This window comes from Streptomyces sp. NPDC021096, assembly GCF_040641275.1.
Classification (GTDB): Bacteria; Actinomycetota; Actinomycetes; order Streptomycetales; family Streptomycetaceae; genus Streptomyces.
In genome coordinates this window covers 253,560-274,949 of the sequence record NZ_JBFADG010000004.1, presented here as the reverse complement: position 1 = coordinate 274,949, position 21,390 = coordinate 253,560, and the positions used below count along the sequence as shown (strand labels likewise).

At 72.6% G+C, this 21,390-nt stretch carries 16 protein-coding genes and 1 tRNA gene; 7 read left to right on the top strand and 10 right to left on the bottom strand.

Going from position 1 to position 21,390, the window contains the following annotated elements; genetic code table 11:
* The first annotated feature begins 2 nt into the window (after positions 1 to 2).
* The 4 genes from AB0G59_RS09820 to AB0G59_RS09805 all read left to right on the top strand — a co-directional run bounded on the left by AB0G59_RS09820 (position 3) and on the right by AB0G59_RS09805 (position 4,172).
* Positions 3 to 1,187: a PP2C family serine/threonine-protein phosphatase gene (locus AB0G59_RS09820; RefSeq protein WP_360909779.1), complete on the top strand. Its 1,185-nt coding sequence runs from the start codon at positions 3 to 5 to the stop codon at positions 1,185 to 1,187.
* A 114-nt stretch (positions 1,188 to 1,301) separates the two neighbouring features.
* Positions 1,302 to 2,660 carry a VWA domain-containing protein gene (locus AB0G59_RS09815; RefSeq protein ID WP_360909777.1) on the top strand — a complete coding sequence of 453 codons (1,359 nt, stop codon included), beginning with the start codon at positions 1,302 to 1,304 and terminating at the stop codon, positions 2,658 to 2,660.
* A gap of 22 nt (positions 2,661 to 2,682) precedes the next feature.
* The gene (locus AB0G59_RS09810) at positions 2,683 to 3,699 is read left to right on the top strand and encodes an FHA domain-containing protein (protein WP_360909775.1); all 1,017 of its coding nucleotides are present in this window, start codon (positions 2,683 to 2,685) and stop codon (positions 3,697 to 3,699) included.
* 68 nt (positions 3,700 to 3,767) lie between these two features.
* Positions 3,768 to 4,172, top strand: coding sequence for a globin (locus AB0G59_RS09805; protein WP_360909773.1), 405 nt, complete (start codon positions 3,768 to 3,770; stop codon positions 4,170 to 4,172).
* 27 nt (positions 4,173 to 4,199) lie between these two features.
* Here the strand turns inward: AB0G59_RS09805 and AB0G59_RS09800 are convergent, their stop codons facing one another.
* The 7 genes from AB0G59_RS09800 to AB0G59_RS09770 all read right to left on the bottom strand — a co-directional run bounded on the left by AB0G59_RS09800 (position 4,200) and on the right by AB0G59_RS09770 (position 13,283).
* Complete coding sequence (locus AB0G59_RS09800; protein ID WP_360909771.1) at positions 4,200 to 4,928, bottom strand: hypothetical protein; 729 nt, start codon at positions 4,926 to 4,928, stop codon at positions 4,200 to 4,202.
* Complete coding sequence (locus AB0G59_RS09795; RefSeq protein WP_071964259.1) at positions 4,925 to 5,365, bottom strand: thioesterase family protein; 441 nt, start codon at positions 5,363 to 5,365, stop codon at positions 4,925 to 4,927. The genes AB0G59_RS09800 and AB0G59_RS09795 overlap by 4 nt, the downstream gene beginning before the upstream one ends.
* A gap of 2 nt (positions 5,366 to 5,367) precedes the next feature.
* The gene (ettA, locus tag AB0G59_RS09790; RefSeq protein WP_071964260.1) at positions 5,368 to 7,032 is read right to left on the bottom strand and encodes an energy-dependent translational throttle protein EttA; all 1,665 of its coding nucleotides are present in this window, start codon (positions 7,030 to 7,032) and stop codon (positions 5,368 to 5,370) included.
* A gap of 212 nt (positions 7,033 to 7,244) precedes the next feature.
* Positions 7,245 to 8,678, bottom strand: a complete 1,434-nt coding sequence (locus AB0G59_RS09785) for a Cys-Gln thioester bond-forming surface protein (RefSeq protein ID WP_360909769.1) — start codon at positions 8,676 to 8,678, stop codon at positions 7,245 to 7,247.
* Between the two features lie 236 nt (positions 8,679 to 8,914).
* The gene (locus tag AB0G59_RS09780) at positions 8,915 to 9,547 is read right to left on the bottom strand and encodes a single-stranded DNA-binding protein (RefSeq protein ID WP_360909767.1); all 633 of its coding nucleotides are present in this window, start codon (positions 9,545 to 9,547) and stop codon (positions 8,915 to 8,917) included.
* A 155-nt stretch (positions 9,548 to 9,702) separates the two neighbouring features.
* Positions 9,703 to 11,634, bottom strand: coding sequence for a GTPase (locus tag AB0G59_RS09775; protein ID WP_360909765.1), 1,932 nt, complete (start codon positions 11,632 to 11,634; stop codon positions 9,703 to 9,705).
* 5 nt (positions 11,635 to 11,639) lie between these two features.
* Complete coding sequence (locus AB0G59_RS09770; RefSeq protein ID WP_360909763.1) at positions 11,640 to 13,283, bottom strand: dynamin family protein; 1,644 nt, start codon at positions 13,281 to 13,283, stop codon at positions 11,640 to 11,642.
* Between the two features lie 296 nt (positions 13,284 to 13,579).
* Between AB0G59_RS09770 and AB0G59_RS09765 the strand changes: the two genes are divergently transcribed.
* Positions 13,580 to 13,652 (top strand) — tRNA-Arg (locus tag AB0G59_RS09765).
* 55 nt (positions 13,653 to 13,707) lie between these two features.
* On the opposite strand, the gene AB0G59_RS09760 is transcribed toward AB0G59_RS09765, so the two are convergent.
* Positions 13,708 to 15,819 (bottom strand): UvrD-helicase domain-containing protein, encoded by a 2,112-nt coding sequence (locus tag AB0G59_RS09760; RefSeq protein ID WP_360909761.1) that lies wholly within the window; start codon positions 15,817 to 15,819, stop codon positions 13,708 to 13,710.
* Positions 15,820 to 16,372: 553 nt separating this feature from the next.
* Between AB0G59_RS09760 and AB0G59_RS09755 the strand changes: the two genes are divergently transcribed.
* Positions 16,373 to 17,821 carry a hypothetical protein gene (locus tag AB0G59_RS09755; RefSeq protein ID WP_360909759.1) on the top strand — a complete coding sequence of 483 codons (1,449 nt, stop codon included), beginning with the start codon at positions 16,373 to 16,375 and terminating at the stop codon, positions 17,819 to 17,821.
* A gap of 46 nt (positions 17,822 to 17,867) precedes the next feature.
* On the opposite strand, the gene AB0G59_RS09750 is transcribed toward AB0G59_RS09755, so the two are convergent.
* Together AB0G59_RS09750 and AB0G59_RS09745 are read right to left on the bottom strand one after the other, a co-directional pair.
* Positions 17,868 to 20,009: a hypothetical protein gene (locus AB0G59_RS09750; RefSeq protein ID WP_360909757.1), complete on the bottom strand. Its 2,142-nt coding sequence runs from the start codon at positions 20,007 to 20,009 to the stop codon at positions 17,868 to 17,870.
* A gap of 186 nt (positions 20,010 to 20,195) precedes the next feature.
* Positions 20,196 to 20,435, bottom strand: a complete 240-nt coding sequence (locus AB0G59_RS09745) for a chaplin (protein ID WP_360909755.1) — start codon at positions 20,433 to 20,435, stop codon at positions 20,196 to 20,198.
* Between the two features lie 247 nt (positions 20,436 to 20,682).
* On the opposite strand from AB0G59_RS09745, the gene AB0G59_RS09740 reads away from it, so the two are divergent.
* Complete coding sequence (locus AB0G59_RS09740) at positions 20,683 to 21,384, top strand: 4'-phosphopantetheinyl transferase superfamily protein (RefSeq protein ID WP_360909753.1); 702 nt, start codon at positions 20,683 to 20,685, stop codon at positions 21,382 to 21,384.
* The last annotated feature ends 6 nt before the right edge of the window (positions 21,385 to 21,390 follow it).

Sequence of the window (21,390 nt, the reverse complement as noted above, 5' to 3'; positions counted from 1 at the left end):
CGATGTCGCAACTGCCCCCACAGCTGACGGCGTGCCCCGTCTGTCACGAGCCGCTGGAGCCGGCCGACAACTTCTGCGGAGGCTGCGGAGCTGACCTCTCGGCGGTGCCGCCCGTGCCGGGCGACGCGCGCTGCGCCGACGGGTGGCGACAGCCGGACACGCCCGCGGCGCGGGGAGCGGACGACTACCGCCTCGCCCCGCCGCACGGCCCCTCCACTGCACCGCACGGTGGCGTACCCGCGCAATCACCGCCGTGTGCGGGCGCCGGAAGGACCTGTGCGGCGTGCCGGTCGGGCATGATCGACAACGACGGGTACTGCGAACACTGCGGGCATGCACAACCGCGCGAACGGGATCACATGGAGCACGAGTCGGCAGGCGTCGCCGCGGTCAGCGACCGCGGCCTGCGCCACCATCGCAACGAGGACGCGTACGCCGTGTCCACCACCGGCCTCCCGGACGGACGGCCTGCCGTCGTCGCGGTCGTCAGCGACGGCGTGTCCTCCGCGGCGCGCCCCGACGAGGCGTCAGCCGCCGCCGTCACCACGGCATGTGACGCCCTGGCGGAATCCCTCGCCCGGGGCACCGCCCCCAGGGAGGCCACGCACCAGGCGATCGTGGCCGCCGCCGAGGCCGTCGTCGCCCTGGTCACCCCCGGCGGACAGCCGCGCGAACACGACCGCTACCGCCAGGAGAACGCCCCCGCCTGCACCATCGTCAGCGCCGTCATCACCGGCGACCTGCTGACCGTCGGCTGGGTAGGCGACAGCCGCGCCTACTGGGTGCCCGACGACCGCACCACCCAGCCGGCCCGGCTCACCGAGGACGACTCCTGGGCCGCCCAGATGGTCGCGGCGGGCCTGATGTCGGAGGCCGAGGCGTACGCGGACGAGCGCGCCCACGCGATCACCGGCTGGCTCGGCGCGGACGCCTACGAGGTCGAACCGCACACCGCCTCGTACCACCCCGACCGGCCGGGCGTGGTGATCGTCTGCAGCGACGGGCTGTGGAACTACGCCGAATCGGCCGAGCAGATGGCGTCCGTCGTACCGCTCGACGCCCGCGCCCGGCCGCTGGAGTGCGCACGCACTCTGCTGACGCACGCTCTGGACGGAGGGGGCCACGACAACGTAACAGTGGCCGTACTGCCGTTCCCGGCGCGGCCGGAAGGGGCAGGATCGGCCTGACGGCACGAGCGCGTCCACGGGGGGATCGTACGCGGCGCCATGGTCCGGCGCCGCGCGCCTGTCCGCCCCACCGCACGCCCATGTGACCACGTGGAGTACGAAGGAGCGGATCAGATGGCCAGGTTCTCCCCACCGAGCGTGCCGCGGTTCTCGGTCGACGTGCACCAGAACGTCAACCTGCCCGAGGGAGGCCGCGAGGTCAACGCGGTGGTCACCGTCACCGCCTGCGGCGGCGCCACCGTCGTGGAGACGCCTGCCGCGTCCCTGTCGCCCGCGTCGGTCCCGCCGGTCGGCGGCGCCCCGGACGCCGCCGTCGTCATCATGGTCGACTGCTCCGGCTCGATGGACTACCCGCCGGCCAAGATGCGCAGCGCACGCGAGGCCACGGCTGCCGCCATCGACGCGCTGCGCGAGGGCGTGGCCTTCGCCGTCGTCGCCGGCACCCACCAGGCGCGCGAGGTCTACCCCGGCGGCGGGCGGCTCGCGGCGGCCGACGCCGTGACCCGGCGACAGGCCAAGGACGCGCTGCGCAAGCTCAGCCCGGGCGGCGGCACGGCCATCGGCACGTGGCTGCGCCTGGCCGACCGGCTGCTGGCCTCGTCGCAGGCCTCGATACGGCACGGCATCCTGCTCACCGACGGCCGCAACGAACACGAGGAGGCGGACGCCCTGCGGGCGTCGCTGGACGTGTGCGCGGGCCGCTTCACCTGCGACGCGCGCGGCGTGGGGACGGACTACGAGGTCAAGGAGGTCATGCGGATAGCCTCCGCGCTGCTGGGCACCGCCGAGATCGTCGCCGATCCGGCCGGGCTGGCCGCGGACTTCACCGGAATGATGGAGTCCGTGATGGGCAAGGAAGTCGGGGACGTCTTCCTGCGGCTGTGGACCCCGCTGGGCGCCGAGGTGCTGTTCGTCAAGCAGTGCGCGCCGACGGTGGAGGAGCTGACGGGCCAGCGGATGGAGGCCGGGCCGCGCGCTGGCGACTATCCCACCGGCTCCTGGGGCGACGAGTCGCGGGACTACCACGTGTGCATACGGGTGCCGAGCGCGGGCGTGGGCCAGGAGATGCTCGCCGCCCGGGTCTCGCTCGTCCTGTCGGCACCGGACGGCTCCCCGGCACAGGTGCTCGCCCAGGGCCTGGTGCGGGCGGTGTGGACGGACGACCTGACGGCGTCGACCTCCATCAACCCCCAGGTCGCGCACTACACGGGCCAGGCGGAACTGGCCCAGGCCATCCAGCAGGGCCTGGATCTGCGCAAGGCCGGCGACGTGGACGGAGCCACCGCGAAGCTGGGCCGTGCCGTGCAGCTGGCGAGCCGTTCCGGGCACGATGCCACCGCGAAACTGCTCGCCAAGGTGGTGGACGTCGTCGACGCGGCGAACGGTACTGTGCGGCTGAAGGCGAATGTCTCCAAAGAGGCCGAGATGACGCTGGAGACCCGTTCCACCAAGACCGTTCGCGTCAAGAAGTAACGCAGAGGGGGAATCGACCGACATGCCGACCTGCCCGAACGGCCACCAGTCGGGAACCGAGGACTGGTGCGAGGTGTGCGGCCACCGTATGACGGGGGCGGCCGCGCCGGCCGGCGCCGTCCCCCCGCCGCCCTCCGCGCCGCCCACCGCCGGCACCGGCGGCTACGGCTATCCGGGAGGCGACGCCACCGTGCAGGCGGAGCTCTGCCCGCAGTGCCGCACGCCGCGCGAGGCGCAGGCCCCCTTCTGCGAGGAGTGCCGCTACAACTTCCTGACCAGGTCGGGGAATCCGTACGCGTCGCCGCCCCCGTCGGCCCAGGGCTTCCAGTCGGCGCCGCCGCCCCCGCCGCAGCACACCCAGCCGCCGCAGAGCTTCGAGTACCACGGCTCGCGCCCGTCCCGCATCAACCGCCCTGCCGAGCCCCTGACGCCGCAGGGCCCCCCGCAGACCTTCGGCGGCGAGGACGACTGGGTGCTCTCCCCGCCGGCCAACCCGCCCGCCGCCGGCACGTTCACCTACGAGCCGTACGAGCCCCACGAGCCGCAGCCGTCGTACGAGCACCAGGGCGAGCGGGCCGCCTCGGAGGGCGGGCCGCGGCCGGTGCCGCCGCAGCCCGGGGGACCCGCCCCGGGTGCCGGCTGGGTGGCGTTCATCGCGCCCGACCGGGAGTACTTCCTGTCGATGATGAACCGCAGCGGCCCGGAGGCGGCGGGGCTGAACCTGCCCGCGTACTCCCCCGAGCTGCAGTTCCCGCTCAGCGGCCGGCAGGTCACCATCGGCCGCCGCCGGCACAGCACGGGTGAGGCGCCCGACATAGACCTCTCGCGCCCGCCGGAGGACCCGGGCGTCTCGCACCAGCACGCGATGCTGGTGCACCAGCCCGACGGCGGCTGGGCGGTCGTCGACCAGGACTCCACCAACGGCACCACGATCAACGGTTCCGAGGAACCGATCCAGCCCTACGTACCGGTCGCCCTCCAGGACGGCGACCGGGTGCACGTCGGAGCCTGGACGACGATCACGGTCCGGCGGGGCTGACGGGCCGGGCGGGACGGCAGGGTCCTAAGCCGCCGGTCCTCGGCCGGGCGGTCTGAGACCATGGAAGCGTGAATGAGATTCCGCGCGGCACGCTTCAGGAGCAGACCTTCTACGAGCAGGTCGGCGGCGAGGCGACCTTCCGTCGCCTGGTCCACCGCTTCTACGAGGGCGTGGCCGGGGATCCCCTGCTGCGCCCCATGTACCCGGAGGAGGACCTGGGCCCGGCCGAGGAGCGCCTGGTGCTCTTCCTGATGCAGTACTGGGGCGGCCCCCGCACGTACAGCGACAACCGCGGCCACCCTCGGCTGCGGATGCGGCACGCGCCCTTCACCGTGGACCGCGCCGCGCACGACGCGTGGCTGCGGCACATGCGGGACGCGGTGGACGAGCTGGAGCTCGCGCCCGAGCTGGAACGCCAGCTGTGGAACTACCTGGCGTACGCCGCCGCTTCCATGGTCAACACCGAGGGCTGAGGCCCCTTCCGCGCCCTGGGCGACCGCTCAGGCGGGGGTGACCGTCAGATCCCGCAGGCCGCCGCCCGTGCTGACGGCGATCGAGCCGTAGGGGGTACGCAGGCGCAGCCAGCCGCGCGCGGCGAAGAGGACCGGCGGCTCGGGGGCGAGGGCGGTGGTGGTGCCGTCGGCCCGGCCCGCCGGGCGGGTGGCGCCGACGGGTCGCAGGAAGCCCAGCGACTGGGCGGCGTGCACCGCGCGCAGGGGCAGCCCGGTGTCACCGAGGGTGCGGGACCAGATCTCCCGGCCTATGCGTTCCCGCTCGGCACGGGTGCGGCGCTGCTCGGGCAGCGCCTCGTCGCGGGCGCGGAACTCCGCGACCGCCGCGGCGAGGGCGCCGCGCACGGCCTCCACGCCGGGGAATCCCTCGACCCGCCGCCAGCCGCCGCGCGGCGGCAGCACCCCGGCCCAGGGCGGGCCGGTGACGGCCTCGGGCACCGCGATCTCCACGCCGTCGCCGGGCACCGGCTGCCCGGCGTCCAGCTCGTCGGTGAGCCGGCCGGCCGAGACGGTGACGTCCAGCGCGTGGTCGTCCGCCAGCCGTGCCGTGCGGACCGCGAGGACCTCGAAGGACGGCGGACGGCCGAAGACGGCGAGGACCCCGCCGCCCGCCTGGAGCCGGACCACGGCGGCACGGTCGTAGTGGATCAGCCGGGCCAGGAAGGCGGCCAGATCGGCCGCCTCCCCGGCGTCGGCGAAGCGCAGCCGCTGTGTCATGCGGCGACGGCCTCCTCCGGGGAGCCGTCGGGCTCGTCGGAGAAGGTCTTGAGCAGTTCCTTCTCGTCGGCGGTGACCCGCCGGGGCCGCCCGGAGGCGAAATCGAAGGGGACCACGACGGTGCTGGCCCGTACGTAGACCTGCTCCGCGTCCTTGACCTCGTAGGAGACGGTCATGGACGCGGCGCCGACCTTGGTCACCCACGTCTCGACGGTCACCGGTTCGGCCCGGTACGCCAGCGGACGCAGATAGTCGATCTCGTGCCGGGCCACGACGGAACCGTCGGCGAAGGAGCCTTCGTCCGCCTTGAGCCGCAGCTGGTGGATGAGGTCGATCCGCGCCTCTTCGAGGTAGCGCAGGAAGACCGCGTTGTTGACATGGCCGTAGGCGTCCATGTCGGACCAGCGCAGGGGGCAGGAGTAGATGTGGCGCGCCACGGTCAGCCCCGGGTCAGCTTCTTGTAGGTGGCACGGTGCGGACGGGCCGCGTCCGGGCCGAGGCGCTCGATCTTGTTCTTCTCGTAGGACTCGAAGTTGCCCTCGAACCAGAACCACTTCGAGTTGCCCTCGTAGGCCAGGATGTGCGTGGCCACTCGGTCCAGGAACCAGCGGTCGTGGGAGACGACCACCGCGGCGCCGGGGAAGTCCAGCAGCGCGTTCTCCAGGGAGGACAGGGTCTCGACATCGAGGTCGTTGGTCGGCTCGTCGAGGAGGAGCAGGTTGCCGCCCTGCTTGAGGGTGAGCGCCAGGTTGAGGCGGTTGCGCTCACCACCGGACAGGACGCCGGCCGGCTTCTGCTGGTCCGGGCCCTTGAAGCCGAACGCCGAGACGTAGGCGCGCGAGGGCATCTCGACCTGGCCGACGTTGATGTAGTCCAGCTCGTCGGAGACGACGGCCCACAGCGTCTTCTTGGGGTCGATGTTGGCGCGGCTCTGGTCGACGTAGGAGATCTTGACGGTCTCGCCGACCCGGATGGAACCGGAGTCCGGCTTCTCCAGGCCCTGGATCATCTTGAACAGCGTCGTCTTGCCGGCGCCGTTCGGGCCGATGACGCCGACGATGCCGTTGCGCGGCAGGGTGAAGGACAGGTCGTCGATGAGGACCTTGTCACCGAAGGCCTTGGAGAGGTTGTTGACCTCGACGACGACGGAGCCCAGACGCGGGCCCGGCGGGATCTGGATCTCCTCGAAGTCCAGCTTCCGCATCTTGTCGGCCTCGGCCGCCATCTCCTCGTAACGGGCGAGGCGCGCCTTGGACTTGGCCTGGCGGCCCTTGGCGTTGGAGCGGACCCACTCCAGCTCTTCCTTGAGGCGCTTCTGGCGCTTGGCGTCCTTCTGGCCCTCGACCTTCAGACGGGCGGCCTTGTTCTCCAGGTAGGTGGAGTAGTTGCCCTCGTAGGGGATCGCGCGGCCGCGGTCGAGCTCGAGGATCCACTCGGCGACGTTGTCGAGGAAGTACCGGTCGTGGGTGATCGCCACGACGGTGCCCGGGTACTTGGCCAGGTGCTGCTCCAGCCAGTTCACCGACTCGGCGTCGAGGTGGTTGGTGGGCTCGTCGAGGAGCAGCAGGTCGGGGGCCTCGAGCAGCAGCTTGCACAGCGCCACGCGGCGCTTCTCGCCACCGGAGAGGTTGACGACCGGCCAGTCGGCGGGCGGGCAGCCCAGCGCGTCCATGGCCTGCTCCAGCTGGGCGTCGAGGTCCCAGGCGTTGGCGTGGTCGAGCACCTCCTGGAGCTTGCCCATCTCGTCGAGCAGCGCGTCGGAGTAGTCCGTCGCCATGAGCTCGGCGATCTCGTTGAAGCGGTTCAGCTTGCCCTTGATCTCCGCGACGCCGTCCTCGACGTTCTCCAGGACCGTCTTGGACTCGTCCAGCTTCGGCTCCTGCATCAGGATGCCGACGCTGTAGCCGGGCGAGAGGAACGCGTCGCCGTTGGACGGCTGCTCCAGACCGGCCATGATCTTGAGGACGGTGGACTTACCGGCACCGTTGGGGCCGACCACACCGATCTTCGCACCGGGCAGGAAGCTCAGCGTCACGTCATCGAGGATGACCTTGTCGCCGTGCGCCTTGCGCGTCTTGCGCATGGTGTAGATGTACTCAGCCAAGAGAAACCGTCCGGCAATCGAGAAGGGCCAATGTGCGGCTCCGCCGCGTGAGGGCAGATACACCCCATCTTGCCGTACGGGAAGCCCTGGGCGGAAACGCGTTAGGGCCGACGGGCCGGTAACCGGAGGACATTCCCGGTCACCGGCCGTACGCGAGGCGTCACGCGTCGGGTCTTTCCTGAGGTGGGGCCGGTGGCGCCGGCCCGCCCCGCCTACTGTTCGGTGCTCTTCTTGCGGCGCAGGAGGAAGACGGCGCCGCCGCCGGCCACGATGAGGGCTATCGCCACACCGGCGATGGTGGGCGTGGCGCTGCTGCTGCCGGTGTTCGCCAGGTCACCGCCGGTGGTGGAGCCGGTCGAGCCGGTGCTGCCGCCGGAGCCACCGGCCGGGACGCTGGGGGAGGCGGAGGGCTTGCCGGTGCCGCCCGTGGTGCCCGAGCCGCCGGTGGTGCCGGTCTCGGCGGTCTTGCAGTCGAGGATGCCGGAGAACGTCTTGGAGAAGCCGTTCGGGCCCGTGATCGTGATCTTGTAGGCCTGGTCCTCACCGACCTTCACCAGGGTGGTCTCGGAGCCGCCGGGCTTGACGGTGTGCTTCTTGCCCTCCAGCTCGAAGGTGAACGGCTGGTCGCCCTTGTTGTCGGCGGTGATCTCCACACCGCCCTTCTCGCAGCTCTTCTTGGCGGTCAGGGCCGGTATCGCGCCCTTGGTCGCCCAGTTCGCGGTGGCGGTGGCGGAGACGGTGCTCTCGCTGGAGCCGGCCAGGATCATCGTCTGGGTCTTGGTGTGGTCGCCTATGAAGGCGCGGCCGACGGGGACCTTGGTGGCGGCGGTGGCCTTGAACGAGGCGGAGCCGTCAGGGGTGCCGGCCGGCACGTCGAAGAAGATCTCGCCGCCGTTGACGGTCGAGGCGACCGGCTTGCCTGCCTTGTCGACGACCTGCACCTTCTTGGCGGTGGTGTCACCGGAGGGGGCGACCGTGACGCTGCCCGCGTTGGTGTGGACGGTGACCGGGCCGATGCGCTGGCCGGACTTGCCGGAGACCGCCGGCGGGGTGAGCTTCAGGGACGCCTTGGGCTCCTCGACGCTCTCGGCGCTCTTGGTGAGGTAGTCCGCGAGCTTCTCGGCCGCCGGGTTCTTGGCGTCGACCTTGACGTTGTCCGAGTAGCGCCAGATGGCGACCTGGGTGCCGGCGGCCGCGGCGTTCACGTCCAGCTTGTCCGTGCCCGCCGCCTTGGCGAGCGCGGCCAGGTCGTTGATCTGCGGGTAGGAGTGCTGGAGGATCCAGCGGATCTTGCCCGCGTTGGCGTTGTTGTGCAGGGACGACTCGTCCCAGCCCGTCTCCTTGTACTTCGCGCCGTCGACGGTGTTGGTGAGGATGTCGATGCAGTAGGTCTGCAGCGTGCCGCCGCCGTCGACCTTCATCTCGAACAGGCCCGCCATGATGTCCCCGGTCTTGCGCCGGTCCTGCACCATGGCCCCGCCGCCGGCCGTGATGCGGCCGAGCGTGGCGGTCACGCCCCCCTGGTTCTGCGGCGCCTCGTCCGCGGCCGCCGGGCCCACCAGGGCGAGGGTGCCGCCGACGGCCAGACCGGTCGCCAGGATCGCCGACGCAAGGCGGGCAGCGCCCCGCCTCTTTACAGAGTTCATGGATTTCCTTTCGGGCGGACGCGTCCGCGCGAAGATCAGGTGCAGACCGTTCCGGACACGCCCCACCGGGCAACTCAAAACTCAGGAGCCCCCGTTGCTATGGACGGGATCTTAAGGAGCGAGCGCAACACCATCCCCACAGATGCCTGCGCACAACCGATCCGAATCGGAATCGTTATCGCATAGGCGTACTCGACTCCGCATTATCGATAAATCGCCGGGACAAATGCCCCATTTCAGAGGACGGCGACCGCCGTAACCCCCGAGACCGCAGCCGCGTCCGGCTCACCGTCCGACGCGGCATCAGCCCCGACCGCTCCCGCCGGGACGGGCGGCGGCGGTCCCGCCGAAGCCGGGACCTGGGGCGAAGGTCGCGGAGGGGCCTCGGACAGCGGCTGAGGAACGGTCTGGACCCGGCCTCTCAAAGGCGGTTGACCGCCGGATGCACCCCGGCCGGGGCCCGGATCCGCGCTCGCCATGCGCACCGGCTCGAGCGGCAGCGGCCTGGCCGGGGACACCCGGCGAAATGCCGAGGTGCCGCGCGCCAGGTCGTGCCCGATGGACACGGCGTCAATGTCCGCCGACACCCAACGCTTTCCGTCGCGCTCCTGCTCCTGAATTCGCAACTTTCCTTGGACGATGAGCGGTTCGCCTACCGTCACCGACCCGACCACATTCCCCGCCAGGGCCCTCCATGCCCACACTGTGTAAAAGCTCGTGTACGCATCCGCCCATTCCTCCCGCTGCCGGTCCCAGCGGCGCACCGTCGCGGCCAGGCGGAAACGCGAGACCGCCGCCCCGTTCGCCGCCTCCCTGAAATCCGGCTGCGTGGCCACGTTGCCCACGACCGTCACCAATGTCTCGTTCATCCGGAACGCCTCCCCCATCGGCTGATGACGTTCATGGTGCCGACGATCGCCCGAGCCCGCTGAGGCCTGTGGACGGCAGCGCGGTTGGGGACAACGCCCTCACCCACACGGGCCCCTCAGGCCCCGCAGACCCCCTCCAGCCCCGAGCGGCCCGGCTACGCCTCCCCCGCCGCGATCACGAACTGTGCCCGCACCTCGCGGTACCGCAGCAGCTCCGCCGCCACCGGTTCCAGCACCCGGGCCCGCCCGCACCCCGCGGCGGCGCCCCGCAACCTGCGCTCCGTCTCCAGCCCGTACCCACGTGCCGGCCCCCGCGCGGCCAGCCGGCCGCACCACGCCAGCAGCGGACCGCCCAGCCCGCCGCCCGCCAGCAGCGCGACCGGCACCCACCACGGCCCGCCGAACTCGCCCATGAACAGGCCCACCAGCCACGCCACGCCCAGAAGTTGCAGCGCCGACAGCACGCCCTGGCCCGCCGCGACCGCCGCCCACCAGCGGGGCCGTACCGCCCGCCCGTGCGTGCCCCCGCGCGTCCGCGCGGCACCCGTACGGCCCGCGGCCATCCGCCCGACGCCGGTGGGCCATACGCCCGTACGGCCGCCGTCGGCGCAGCCCACGCCCGTGCGCGGGCCGCCCGTCAGGCCGATGCTCGCGCGTCTCGTGCCCGTGACCACGGCCGTGGCCGCCACGGCGGCCACCTCGTCCAGCGCCTCCGCGAGGCCCTCCGCGCCGCGGCCCGCCGCCTCGCGGACGGCCTGCGCCCAGGGGCCGGGCAGCCCGGCGGACGCCTCGTAGGCCAGGGCCCGCACGGCCTGCTCGACCAGGGGCCGCGACGCCGTTCGGCGCCGCGACGGGGTGAGGGGGCCGGTGGCGTCGGCACCCGCGCCGGAAGGCGCGGAGGATGCGGCAGCGGATTCCAGCTCGCCCGTGGCCCGGCCGCGGCCGCGCTCGGTCCAGCACCGCAGCCGCTTCCACGAGGTGCCGCACGCCCGCTCGGCGTCCCGGCGCCAGGCGCGTTCCGCCGCCAGGCCCGCGGCCTGGGCGCCCACCGCCTCGGCCAGCCGGTCCTCGAACTCCTGCCGCGCCCGTTCCGTCAGCCCCGGCCGGCCGTCGGCGACGTACGCCGAGCGCAGCCGTGCCGAGACGCCGTCCACGTCGGCCGTCAGTCGCAGCTCCGCCGCGTTCCGGCGGGCCACGAACAGTCCCAGGGCCTCGCGCAGTTCGCCGATGCCCGCTCCCGTCAGCGCGGACAGGGCCAGTACCGCGGCTCCCGGCTCGCCGTGCTCGCCGAGCGCCAGACCGTCCTCGTCCAGCAGTCGCCGCAGATCGTCCAGCACTTGGTCGGCGGCGTCCTCGGAGAGCCGGTCGACCTGGTTGAGCACGACGAACGTCACCTCCGCGTACCCGGCCAGCGGGCGCAGATAGCGCTCGTGCAGCACGGCGTCCGCGTACTTCTCCGGGTCCACCACCCAGATCACCGCGTCCACCAGCCCCAGCAACCGGTCCACCTGTTCCCGGTGGCCTGCCGCCGCCGAGTCGTGGTCAGGCAGGTCGAGCAGGACGAGCCCGTTGAGTGCCGGGTCGTACGGGCGTACCGGCTGCCGACGGGCGCGGGCGGGGATGCCGAGCCGGTCCAGCAGGCCGTCCGCGCGGTCGGTCCACGCGCAGGAGATCGGCAGGGCGGTGGTCGGCCGTCGCACCCCCGCCTCCGAGAGCTGGGCCCGGGCGAGGGCGTTGAACAGCGTCGACTTGCCGCTGCCGGTGGCCCCCGCGATGGCCACCACCGTCATGTCCAGCGCGTACCGCTGCCGGGCCGCCGCCTCGTCCAGCACCCGGCCCGCCTCGGCGAGCGTGCGCCGGTCCAGCCGTGCCCGCGACAGCCCGACCAGCTCGCGCAGGGCGTCGAGCCGGGGCCGCAGCACCAGCCCCGCCGGCGAGGGCGACGCCGCGACCCGGGGCACGGCGGGGGACGGGGGGTGCTCGGGCGGGGCCGTGCGTTCGGGGTACGGAGCGGGACGTTCCGGCCGGCCGCGGCGCGCGATCAGGCCGTCGTTCCAGAAGCGGTTGACTTCGTCAGCTGACGGCACGGGGGTCACTTCTCCTTTTGCAGCACGGACAGTGCCGCGATGAGCTCGACCTGGTGGTCGGGGGTCATCTCGAGGGCCTCGAGGGGGGCCGCCCTGCGGTCCCGCTCGGCGTCGAGAACCTGTTCGATGCAGTGGGCCAGCAGCTGCCCGCCCCGGTCCCGCAGCCGCAGCGCGCCCTGCGCACCGAACGTCTCCGCCAGCCCCTCCCCCGCCTTGCCCACCCGGCGGCCGCCCAGCAGCGCCGCTCCGAGCAGCGCGGCGGTGCGTTCGCTCTCGGGCCCCCGGTCGCGCTCGGCGGCCCGCACCTCTTCCTCCGCGATCTCCTCCAGGCAGCGCCGCCAGCGCCGTACGGCAACCCCGATCCGGGCCCGGGCGCCGTCCGGGTCGCCGGGGGCGAGCGCCGCCTCGGCCACCGGGTCGTTGCCGCAGGCCGCCGCGATCTCCTCGTCGGCGGCGTCCGCGGCACAGCTGAGCAGCGCGATGACGGAACCGGTGAGGGCGGTGAGCAGCTCGTCTGGCGTGCTGTCGCGGGGATAGCCGCGCCAGTGCGTGAGCGCGTCGCCTGCGAGCGCCTCGCCCGCCGCGAGCTCCCGGCGTACGCGCTCCAGTGCGCGCCCGTACGCATCTTCCACGCGCTGCAGCAGCCGTACGGCCGCCGCGTGCTGCAGGGCCGAGGCCCCGGCGAGCCCCGGCAGCCGCGACCCCAGCGAGGAGAGCACCCCGCGCGCGGTCCGGGCGGTCGCCACGGTCCGGGCGGCGGGGTCCTCGGCCTGCTGGGTGAGCCAGGCGCGCAGCCCCGCGACGGCGGTGGAGGGCAGCAGTCCGCTGCCTCCTGCGGATTCGGGGAGCTCGGGGATGGTGAAGCGGGGCACGTCGCCCAGGCCCGCGTTCTCCAGCAGCGCGTCGTACTGCCGGGACACCTCCACGGCCACCTGGTGCGGCACCCGGTCCAGGACGGTGACGAGGGTGACGTCGTACTCCTTGGCGGTGCGCAGCAGGTGCCAGGGCACCGCGTCCGCGTACCGGGTGGCGGTGGTGACCAGGACCCAGATGTCGGCGGCGCAGATCAGGGCGGCGGCGAGTTCACGGTTGCGGGCGACGAGGGAGTCGATGTCGGGGGCGTCGAGCAGGGCCAGGCCGCGCGGCAGGGAACGGTCGGTCTCCACCCGCAGGGCGAACGGCTCGTCCTCCGCCACCTCCTCCCCGCCCTCGACCACCCCGTCGTCGTCCATGGTCTCCGCGTCGTACGCCGCCGCGGCGGCTTCCTGGTTCGGTACCCAGACACGCTGCAGCTTCGGCAGCACACGGTCCCCGGCGAACCAGTGGTGATCGTCTGGATGGCACACCAGAACTGGCATGCGAGTTGTCGGCCGCAACACGCCCGCTTCAGTGACCCGACGCCCCACCAGTGAGTTGACCAGCGTGGACTTGCCGGCCCCCGTGGACCCCCCGACAACCGCCAGCAACGGCGCTTCGGGGGCGCACAGCCGGGGCACCAAGTAGTCGTCGAGCTGCGCCAGGAGCTCGGCACGGTTTCGGCGGGCGCGGGCGGCGCCGGGAAGGGGGAGCGGGAAGCGTGCGGCGTCCACGCGGTCACGCAGTGCGGACAGCGCGTCAAGCAGTCGGGGCCGTACGTCCAAGGTCGCCACACGTGAAGAATGCCCAATTCTGGGGTGTTTTTGAAGCGTATAGCCCCTGGCGCGCGAGGCGTGGCGCAAGAGGCCCAGGCATAACGAGTACACAACACCCGCCGCCTGAGACGTCAAAAACGATGCGAAAATCGCACCTGCCTGCGATTATCAGGACCGCTTCACCGAACCTCCACATCGTGTTACGGAGGTGAAGCAACCGGGACGAGGTACGCGGAGCCCTATCCTTGTCCCCGGCAAGGTCACGGCACCACCGAGCCCGGGGCTTCAGCCGTCCGCGACCGCCGCACACACCGGCCCCCGTAGCTCAGTGGATAGAGCAGGCGCCTTCTAAGCGCTTGGCCGCAGGTTCGAGTCCTGCCGGGGGCGCTCTCCCCATCGTGCACGCCCCTCCCTTCGGGAGGGGCGTTTTTGTTGCCCCGCTTCAGCTCTCGGTGGCCCTGACGACCGCACCCAGCCAGAGGGTGTCCCGGGCTCGGGTCATGGCCACGAAGAGCTGGGTGCGGCAGAGCTCGTCGCGCTCGCGGGTGATGTCTTCGTCGGCGGAGGTGCAGGGGTGGGTGAGGGTGTGGTCGGGGAGGTAGACGTGCTTGAACTCCAGGCCCTTGGCGCGGCGGTAGCTGCCCAGTTTCACGCCCGGCACCGGATGGCCGTCGTAGCGCTCCAGGGAGCACTGGGGGATGCCCGCGTGGGCGAGGAGGCGGCGGTAGTGGTCCGTCTCGCGCTTGGAGCGGCACAGGAGGGCGGAGTCGGGCCAGCTGGCCTCGCCACGGGTGCGGAGGGCTCCCAGGAGCGCCGCGTCCTGTTCGGCGGGGGTCCGGGAGACCGACCGTACGACCTGGCCTTCGTGGTAGGTGAGGTCGACGTCGCGGATGCCGGCGATGCGGGTGCCGTCGATGTCGTCGAAGGCGTCCTCCGCCACCACGGCCAGGGCCGCGTCGAGGACCTGCTTGGCGTTGCGGTAGTTCGTGCGCAGGACCTGGCCTCGGTCGCCGCGTACGTCGATTCCCGCGTCGGACAGCCGGAAGCCGCCCGGGTAGACGGCCTGTTGGCCGTCGCCGACCAGCAACAGGCCGTTGGGGGCGTCACCGACGAGGGCGTGCAGGAGGCACACGCCGACCAGGGTGAGGTCCTGCACCTCGTCGGCGATGACCGCCGCGTACGGTGAACGGCCCGGCCTCGCGCGGGCCTCGGCCAGGGCGAGGCTGAGGATGTCGTTGAAGTCGTGCACCCCGCGCTCGGCGCGGACCCGCTCGTACTCCTCGTACAGGGTCCACACGGCCTCGCGGTGCGGGCGACGGAGGTTGGTGCGGCGCCGGTGGCGCCTGAGGGTCGCGTACTCCTCGAAGCGGGTGATCCCGCGGCCCTTTATGACGCAGTCGATCTCCTCGCGCCAGTAGCGCGGGGAGGGATCGAGCACGGACAGGACGCTGCCCCGGCCGTAGCGCATCCAGGCGCGGCTGAAGGCGTCCTCCGCCCGGCCGCCGTGCAGCCGGTGGGTGATGCCGCGCTCGGAGAGGAACTTCCGGGCCCAGGAGTGCAGGCTGCGGAATTCGACCCGGTCGACGACGGCCGGCGACATGGTGCGCAGGAACGTGCTCTGCACCCGGGGGAGGTTGCTCGCGAAGGTCACGTACAGGATGCGCCCGGTCGTGCGCTGCGCGAGGTGGGCGGCGCGGTGCAGTGCCACCACGGTCTTGCCGGTGCCCGCCGGGCCGGTCACACGCGCCGGGCCGGCCCAGTTGCGCCGCACCAGGGCGACCTGGTCGGGGTGCAGGAACGTCATCCACTGCTCGATGGGCCCTCTGCGGGCGGCGTCCATGGCCGCGTCCCGCAGGCCGTCTATGTCGAAAAGCGTCTCCGGCTGCGGGAACACCGAGGAGACGGAGGACGCGCAGGGCGCACAGGAGGCGGACGGCTTCGCACCGGTGCGCTCGGCGGGTACGTACGAGGCCTCGTACGCCGGGAAGACCTGCTCCATGTGGTCGGCTATCGCCCGCACCATGGCCGGGCCCAGCCGGGTGCGCTCGGCGATCAGGGCCGGGCCCACCTCCCGCTCGCCCAGCAGCCGCACCCTGCCCAGCGTGCCGCTGAAGGAGCGGCCCGCGAAGACCATCAGCGGCTGCACGGCCACCGGTGACAGGCCCAGCGTCGCCAGGGCCCCTTCCGCCACCCGCGTCACCGCCAGCAGCTTGCCGATCTCTCCGTCCCGCCGCTGCCGGCCGGCCGTGAGATGGCCGTCGCCCGCCTCGGGGGCCGCGCGCCAGTTCTTGACGTCGATGACGAAGACGCCGCCGGGCCCCACCAGCAGCATGTCGACGTTGGCCGCGCGCGTACCGGGCCACCGCCGGTCCACGAGCAACCGCCAGCCGCGCCGGGTGAGCATCAGCAGCTGGGCGGCCACCTTCCGCTCGCCCTCGCTCGCCGCCTCCCACCGCCGGGCCTCCCGCTGCGCGGCGCGCAGCTGCTCGCGCAGCTCGCGCTCGTGCCGCCGCGCCTCCTGCGCCCTTTCCGAAGCCGAACCACCAGCCCCCATGACCGCCCCCCTTGCCCGCACTCCCCCTAGTACGTGCATATATACGCAACGTAATGATCGTACTGCGCAATGGAGTCGCCGCCCAGTCGCCAGGTGTGGCGGGTATCGTCAGGCGGATGGTGCGGCGCCCTGGCGCACGCCCCCCTGAGCCTCGAGGCGCGAGGTTTACGGAGCTCGGGCCATGAAAGGCCGTCGGGAGAGAGCGAGGACGCGGTGCCGGACGCAGGAACCTCCCGTCCGTCGCACCTCCTGCTGCGGGACGACGCCGCACAGTGGGCCACCGCGTCGCCCTCTCACACCGTGCTGGGCGTCATCCACAACGTCACGTCCGCGACACGGCTGTTGGACCTCCTCTCGCCATTCGAGGGAGACAGCCGAATAAACATCGTCTTCGCCTGCACGGGCTCGTCGGCGTTCGACGCCGGGATACGGGAGTTCGCCGCCGCGCGCCAACTGCCCTGCATCTCCTGGGAGGAGGCCAAGCGGCAGAAGTTCGACCTGGCGGTGAGCAGCAGCCGGGGCGGCGAACTGCAGGAGATCAACGCACCTCTCGTTGGCGCTCCCCACGGCGCTGGATACAATAAATACTTGCACCGGAAGCCCGGAAGCCCGGAAGCCCGGAAGCCCGGAAGCCCGGAAGCCCGGAAGCCCGGAAGCCTTTGGGCTCGATGCCGAGTGGCTCACTCATGAGGGCCGGCTGATCCCCTCCGCCATCGTCCTCTCCCACGACGAACAGCGCGAACGCCTGCGCCGGGGCTGCCCCGAAGCCGTACCGATCTCCGTCGTCGCCGGAGACCCCTGCATGGACCGGCTCCGCGCCAGCCTTCCCTTCCGTGACGAGTACCGCGCCGCCTTCGGGCTGCGGCCCGGCCAGAGGCTGATCGTGCTCACCTCCACCTGGGGGCCGCACTCCCTCCTCGGCGCGAACATGGACATCGTCCGCCGGGCCCTCGCCGAGCTGCCCGTCGACGGCTATCGCGTCGTCGCCGCCGTGCACCCCAACGTCTGGTTCGGCCACAGCGGTTGGCAGGTCCGCTCCTGGCTGGCTCCGTTCCTGCGCGCCGGTCTCCTGCTCCCCCAGCCGGAGACCGACGCCTGGAAGGCGGCGCTGGTGGCTGCCGACGCCTTCATCGGTGACCACGGCTCGCTGACCCTCTACGGCGCCGCGCTCGGCGTTCCCGGCCTGCTGGGCGCCTTCGGGGAGGCCGTGGTGGCCGCCGGTTCGCCCATGGAGCGGCTGGGGGCGGCGCTACCGCGCGTCAGCCCCTACGAGCCGCTCGAAGAGCAGGTGCGGCGTGCCATGGCCGCGCAGCCCGGTGACGAACGGCTGGCCGGCATCGGTGCACTCGTCACGTCCCGGCCCATGCGGTCGGCCGCGTTGCTGCGCCGCCTGTACTACGCGCGGATGGAGCTGAACGAGCCGGACCGGCCGGCCGTTCCCCGGCCCATCGCACTGCCGCTGCCGCTTCCCGCCGAACGGTACGAACCGGTGCCTCCGGCCATGTACGTCACCGTCGCGGCCGGCGGCGGTGGGCGGGTGTCGGTGCGGCGCCACCCTGCAGAGTTCCAGGGCTCCGTGACCGGGCACTTGCCCGACCCGCACCTCGTGGCGGCGGAGGGCGAGCCCGACCCCCGCTGGGCCCGCACGGCCGATGTGATCGTGGCCCGGCCGCCGGCGCCCGGCGAGTCCGGCAGGGAGGCCGCCGAACGGCTCTTCCGGCGGTATCCCGGATGCCGGCTGGCGGCCTTCGCCGGCGGTCCGGGAGCGAGGGACTGTGTCGCCTTCACGCGCGAGGGGGCGCGATGGGGGGCACGGTGGGACGCGGCTGAGGCGGTGGCCGGAGCGGGAGCGACCGCGGCGGTTGCGGCGTCGGTGCTCTACGCCGGACTGGGGGACGAACGCAGGGACAGGGGCGGCGCCGTCATTGTCGACGTCGACATCGCCGACGGGGTTCTTGCGGGGCGGCTCGCTCTGGAGGGGGATCAGGGAGTGCTCCCGTGACCCGCCCTTCCACTGTTTGACCGTCCCTTGTTCTCAAACCCGTCCCCTAGCCCAGGCGTTCCCGCGCCGCCCTCGCCCCGGCGCTCTCCCCTCCCGCTCCGCCCACTCGGACGTACAGCTCCAGTGCCGCCCGCCAGTCGGCCTCTGCGGCCTCCTGCCGGCCCCCGGTCGCCAGTACGTCTCCGCGCAGCAGAAGGATGTCGGCTTCTTCCTTGAGTGCGCCGCAGGCGTGGATGAGGGTGACGGCCTCGTTCAGGGGGGCCAGGGCCTCGTCCGGCCGGTCGGCGCGCAGGCGGGCCTGGGCGTAGTGCCACAGGGACTTGGCCTCGTTGAAGCGGTCGGGCAGCGCGGCGAACAGTGCGCGGGCTCGCAGCAGCAGCCCGGCCGCCTCCGCATGGCGGCGGTCGGCGCCGAGGGCGCGGCCCAGGTGGAACGTCAGCAGGGCGCGGCCGCGTGGGTGGTCGATGTCCTCCAGTGCGTCGACCGCGCGCCGGAAGTGGTCCGCTGCGGCCTGCGGCCGACCGGCACGCAGCTCCAGCAGGCCCAGGCCCTCCAGGGCCGAGGACGCGGTACGCGCGTGCCCGATGGCGCAGGCCAGGGCCAGGGCTTGGTCGTAGTGGTCGCGGGCGGGCGCGGTGTCGGTGTCGTCGTCGCGGTCGGCGTAGGCGAAGGCCAGCTCCAGGTGCATGCGCGCCACGGCAATGGGGTCGTCGCCTTGTTGCGCTGCCCTGACTCCCGTCAGGCACACGGCCACCCAGTCCGCGTGGTACTTGCGCCGGAAGAAGAAGCCGCGCAGCGCCTCGCACAGCTGCCACGCCGCAGCATGGCGCCCGGTGGTGTGCGCCAGCTCCGCGACCGCCACCACGTTGACGCGGTCCGCTTCCATGGCGTCCAGGGCCTCGTCGGCGCCGGCGAAGACCTCCCGCAGACGCTCGGGCCGCGCGAACAGCGGCCCGTAGCGCCAGCGCTCGGAGGTCTGCCACTCGACGGCCGCCGCACGTTCCAGGTACCACTCGACGTACTGGTCGACGTACCGCTCGCGGGACCGGTCCACGGACCGGTCGGCCGTGCGCGCTTCGACGCCATCGGCCGCGGTGCGCGCGTGGTCATGAACGAGTCCGTGCATGCGCAGCCGCCCGTCACCGGCCGGTTCCAGCAGCCGCTCCCGTACGAGCGTCCGTACGTCGTCCTCCGCCCGGGCGAGCCGGCGTACGAGCTCACGGGAGAACTCCGGTGTGGGGTGCAGCCCCAGGGCGCGGTAGAGCTCTGCCGGGCCCTCGGCGAGGGAGTCGTACACGGCGTCGAAGACCTGGGCGACGGAGAGGTCGTCGGGCACGGTGAGCGCCTCCAGGCGGGTGCGGCGGTCGACGAGTTCGCGGGCGAGCTCCGCGGGATCCTCCCCCGTCTCGAGCAGTTCACCCACGCGCGCGCCCGCGATCCTCACGGCCAGCGGCAGTCCGGCGCAGGCCCGCAGGACGTCCTCCAGCGCCGGCCGGTCCAGTGCGTCCGGCCGTCCCGTCACCGCGTGGAACAACTCGGCGCCGGACCCCTCGTCGAGGGCGTCCAAGTGGACGCTCAGCGCTCGCGGGTGTGAGGCCCGCAGGCCGGTGAGCGGGAATCGGCTGGTGACGACGAGCACGCTCCCGGGGTGGCCCGGCAGCAGGGGGCGGACCTGGGCGGCGCTCACCACGTTGTCCAGGAACACCAAGGTGGGCGCGTCCGCCGTCAGTGATCTGTAGTGTGCCGCCAGCCCGTCCAGGTCGGTGGGCCGGGGCGAGTCGGCTCGCTCCTGACGGTGCGACAGTTCCCGGACGAAGCCTTCGAGTACGGCGGCCGGGTCGCGCGGCCTGAGGGGGCCTTGCGGGCTCATGTCGTCCTGGAGGTGGCCGCCGGGGAAGTCGGCGCCCAGCTGGTGCAGCCAGCGCAGGGCGGTGGCCGTCTTGCCCATGCCGGGCAGGCCTGTGACCGTCACGATCAGGGGCGCGTCGCGCACGGCCCGTTCGGCGGACGCGCGCGCGAGGGCCGCGAAGACCGGTGTGCGGTCGACGAACACGTCGGGCGCCGGACCCAGGAGCCGTGGTGCCCTTGTCGCCATGGGCCGGTGCAGGTGGACTTCCCGCGCCTGCACGACCGGGCCCAGGAACGTACCGCCCGTGATCGTGTTCTCGATGCCGTCGCGCTCGCCCATGCGTCCCCGCCCCGCCCGCCGCAGTTGTGGGGAAAGATCCTACGTGCGGCCGAGCGGAGGCCGAAGGGGGCGCCGGTGAAAGGCGCATGGCGCCCGCCGGCTGTGGGCCGGGGGCGCCATGCGCTCAGGAACGGCTCCGGGGCGGGGGCGTCCCGGAAGCCGTGGATCGACTGTGTTCGACAGACGTCAGCCGCTGATGCAGACGTTGCCGGATGCGGCGTTGAGCAGCCCGACGATGTCGATGGTGTTGCCGCAGAGGTTGATCGGGATGTGGATCGGGACCTGGATGACGTTGCCCGAGATGACACCCGGGGAACCCGCGGCCACACCCTTGGCTCCGGAGTCGGCGACCGCACCGCCGGCGACGCCGGCGAGAGTGGCGCCCACAGCGGCGGTGACGACTGCTGCCCTGGCGATTCGTGACATGGGAGACACCTTTGCTTGGACGTACGGGACGAGCACCCGGTCGGTGACGGCCGGGAGCCCGGATCAACGTGCGGGAATCACAAAGGTTTCGTCCGTGAAGCGACCGGGTGACCCCGATATGAGCCGAATGGGTGTCGAGTGTGGGCTGATCAACAGCAATAGGGGTTTCCCCATTGGCTTCCCGGCTGGCAGGGTTCCTTTCGTACAGGCAATTCGGCCTCTTCGACCATGGGGATGACTGGCGAGAATGATTGGCGCCCTGCTGACGTCACCGATCGAATCCGCCGAGTCCTTCGACGATCCCGCCTTCGACGGCCCGGTCTCCGGCGGCGCGGACGCGACGCCCACGCTGTTCCCCGAGGAAGAGGCGCTCATCGCCAGGGCGGTGGAGAAGCGGCGCAGGGAGTTCACCACGGTGCGGGCCTGCGCCCGGACGGCTCTGGGCCGGCTGGGCGTCGCCCCCGGCCCCATCGTTCCCGGGCAGCGCGGAGCCCCCCAGTGGCCTTCCGGCATCGTCGGCAGCATGACGCACTGCGCCGGCTACCGCGCGGCGGCCGTCGCGCGCAGCGCCGACATACTGACCATCGGGCTGGACGCGGAGCCCAACGCGCCGCTGCCCAACGGCGGCGTGCGGGAGCTGGTGACCCGCCCGGAGGAGCACGGTTGGCTGGCCCGGCTGAGCGCCGAGCGGCCCGATGTGTGCTGGGACCGGCTGGTGTTCAGTGCCAAGGAGAGCGTCTACAAGGCGTGGTTTCCGCTCACCCGGCTCTGGCTGGACTTCCAGGACGCGGTCATTGAGGTGGACCCGGCCGAGCAGACCTTCCGCGCACGGCTGCTGACGCCGGATCCGCTCCTGGCGGCGACCGGAAACCGGCTGTCCGGCTTCGACGGCCGCTGGCTGGTCCGCGACGGCCTGATCGTGACGGCGATCGCCGTTCCCGGCCACTAGTCACGG

Excerpts from the sequence above, each read along its gene's own strand:
- AB0G59_RS09820 (WP_360909779.1), top strand. The coding sequence starts at position 3 with ATGTCGCAACTGCCCCCACAGCTGACGGCGTGCCCCGTCTGTCACGAG.
- AB0G59_RS09780 (WP_360909767.1), bottom strand. The coding sequence starts at position 9,547 with ATGAACGAGACATTGGTGACGGTCGTGGGCAACGTGGCCACGCAGCCG.
- AB0G59_RS09785 (WP_360909769.1), bottom strand. The coding sequence starts at position 8,678 with ATGAACTCTGTAAAGAGGCGGGGCGCTGCCCGCCTTGCGTCGGCGATC.
- AB0G59_RS09800 (WP_360909771.1), bottom strand. The coding sequence starts at position 4,928 with ATGACACAGCGGCTGCGCTTCGCCGACGCCGGGGAGGCGGCCGATCTG.
- AB0G59_RS09760 (WP_360909761.1), bottom strand. The coding sequence starts at position 15,819 with ATGGGGGCTGGTGGTTCGGCTTCGGAAAGGGCGCAGGAGGCGCGGCGG.
- AB0G59_RS09815 (WP_360909777.1), top strand. The coding sequence starts at position 1,302 with ATGGCCAGGTTCTCCCCACCGAGCGTGCCGCGGTTCTCGGTCGACGTG.
- AB0G59_RS09740 (WP_360909753.1), top strand. The coding sequence starts at position 20,683 with ATGATTGGCGCCCTGCTGACGTCACCGATCGAATCCGCCGAGTCCTTC.
- AB0G59_RS09745 (WP_360909755.1), bottom strand. The coding sequence starts at position 20,435 with ATGTCACGAATCGCCAGGGCAGCAGTCGTCACCGCCGCTGTGGGCGCC.
- AB0G59_RS09810 (WP_360909775.1), top strand. The coding sequence starts at position 2,683 with ATGCCGACCTGCCCGAACGGCCACCAGTCGGGAACCGAGGACTGGTGC.
- AB0G59_RS09750 (WP_360909757.1), bottom strand. The coding sequence starts at position 20,009 with ATGGGCGAGCGCGACGGCATCGAGAACACGATCACGGGCGGTACGTTC.